General features: G+C 74.0%; 1 protein-coding gene. It reads right to left on the reverse strand.

The features are described from left to right. On the reverse strand, nucleotides 1–2475 hold a 2475-nt coding region (locus tag ACWD3D_RS36030), incomplete at its 3' end, for a non-ribosomal peptide synthetase (protein ID WP_451464877.1). Between the last annotated feature and the right edge of the window lie 9 nt (nucleotides 2476–2484).

Raw genomic sequence — 2484 nt, forward strand, 5'->3', positions numbered from 1 at the left:
AACGGTGCGAGGACGGCAAGGGTGATCGCCGCGTAGATCCAGTTGGAGGCGGCCTGGCTCTGGTGCCGCGCGGATCGGCACCTCGGCGCCGAACGCCCGGCGCACCTTGCCGACCAGCCGGGTGGCGCGCAGCGAGTGGCCGCCGAGCAGGAAGAAGTCGTCGTCGAGGCCGACCCGCTCCACGTCCAGCACCTCGGCGAAGATCTCCGCGAGGCGCTGCTCCTGCTCCGTCCCGGGCGCCCGGTACTCGCCGGTGGCGGCGAAGACCGGGTCCGGCAGGGCAGCCCGGTCGATCTTGCCGTTGACGGTCAGCGGCAGCCGGTCCAGGACCACGAAGGCGGCGGGCACCAGGTACGCGGGCAGCTGCCGGCCGAGGGCCGTGCGCAGCAGGTCGGCGAGGTCGTCCCCGGTCTGCGCGGCGGTGTCGGGCACCACGTAGGCGACCAGTTGCTTCGAGCCGTCGGCGGTGTCGGTTTCCCGGGCGAGCACGACGGCCTGGGCGACCTCCGGGTACGCGGCGAGCACGGACTCGATCTCGCCGGGCTCGACGCGGAAGCCGCGCACCTTCACCTGGGCGTCGTTACGGCCGGCGTAGACGATACGGCCGTCGCGGGTCCAGCGTGCCAGGTCGCCGGTGCGGTACAGGCGCTCGCCCGCACCGCCGACCGGGGCGGCGACGAACCGGGAGGCGGTCAGCGCCGGGTGGTTCAGGTAGCCGCGGGCCAGGCCCGCGCCGGCCAGGTAGAGCTCGCCGACGACGCCCGGCGGGACCGGGGTCAGGTTCCCGTCGAGGACGTAGGCGCGCATGTCGTCCAGCGGCCGGCCGATCGGCACCCCGGCGGACAGGTCTTCGGTGGGCGAGAACGGGTGGGTGACGGCGAAGGTCGTGGTCTCGGTGGGGCCGTAGCCGTTGGTGACCCGGATACCGGGGCAGTGCGCCCGCAACTGTGTCAGCGCCGCGACCGGCACCGCGTCGCCGCCGACCCACAGCCGTTCCAGCCCGGCCAGGCAGGCCGGGTCCTGGTCGAGGACGGCGGCGAACAGGCCGACCGGCAGCCACAGCGCGTCCAGCCGGTGCGCCGCGATCAGGGCGCGCAGCGCGAGGGCGTCGATCTCGCCGGGCGGGGCCACCACGGCGAGTGCCCCGGACAGCAGCGGCACCCAGACTTCGAAGGTGCTGGCGTCGAAGGCCTGCGAGGAGTGCACCAGCACCCGCTCGGTGCCCTCGAACTGCCGGTCGGTGGCCAGTGCGACGATGTCGGCGTGGGTGACGGCGACGCCCTTGGGAAGGCCGGTCGAGCCGGAGGTGTACATCACGTACGCGAGGTTCGACGCCGCGACCGGGCAGGCAGGGACGGGCGGGACGCCGGCTGGCCCTGCCTGCTCCGCCTGCTCCGCCTGCTCCAGCGTCCGCACCGGAACGCCGGTCAGCGGCAGCAGGGCCGCCGCGTCCCCGGTGGCCAGCACCAGCACCGGCCGGGCGTCGGCGAGCACGAACTCCAGCCGCTCGCGCGGGTAGTCCACGTCCAGCGGCAGGTATCCGGCACCGGCCTTCAGCACGGCGAGCTGCGCCACCAGCAGCTCGGCGGAGCGCGGTGCGGCAAGCCCGACCAGGGTCTCGGGGCCGGCACCCCAGGCGGTCAGCGCCGCGGCGATCCGGTCGGAGCGGGTGTCCAGCTCGGCGTAGCTGAGGGTGGTGTCCCCGCAGGTCACCGCGGGCGCGTCCGGGGTCCGGGCGACCTGCTCGGCGAACAGCTCCGGCACCGGGACGGCCTGTGTTCCGCGCGCGGTGTCGTTCCATTCCGTCAGGACCCGCTGCCGTTCGGCCGCCTCCAGGACCTCGACGCCGGCGACGGCCGCCCCGGGGGTGGCGGTGACCTGCCGGAGCACGCGGACGAAGCGGGCCGCGAGCTGCTCGGCGGTGGTCCGGTCGAACAGGTCGAGCGCGTACTCCAGATAACCCTCGAAACCGCTGCCGCCGTCCGCCTCGGACAGCGTCAGGGTGAGGTCGAACTTGGCGATCCGGGCACCCTCGGTCATGTCCTGGTGCGGTGTGAGGGTGAGGCCGGGCAGCTCCAGGCTCGGGAACAGGCCCTCGTTCCAGACGAACACGACCTGGAACAAAGGCTGGTAAGCGGTGGAGCGCTCCGGGTTCAGCAGCTCCACCAGGCGCTCGAACGGCAGGTCCTGGTGGGCGTAGGCGGCCAGCGCCCGGTCCCGGACCTGGTCGACGAGCTCGGCGAAGGAGGTGCGCCCGGACAGGTCGGCGCGCAGCACCCAGTTGTTGACGAAGAAGCCGACCAGCGGGCCGAGGTCCTGGTCGGTACGCCCGGCGATCGGCGAGCCGATCGTCACATCCTCGCCGGCGCCGAGCCGGGACAGCAGCACCGCCAGCGCCGCCTGCAGCACGATGGGCGTGGTCGCGCCGTGCTGCCGGGCCAAGCGCCTTACCGCGGCAGCCAGTTCGGCGTCCACCTCGAAGCC

Source organism: Streptomyces sp. NPDC002690 (assembly GCF_053592415.1).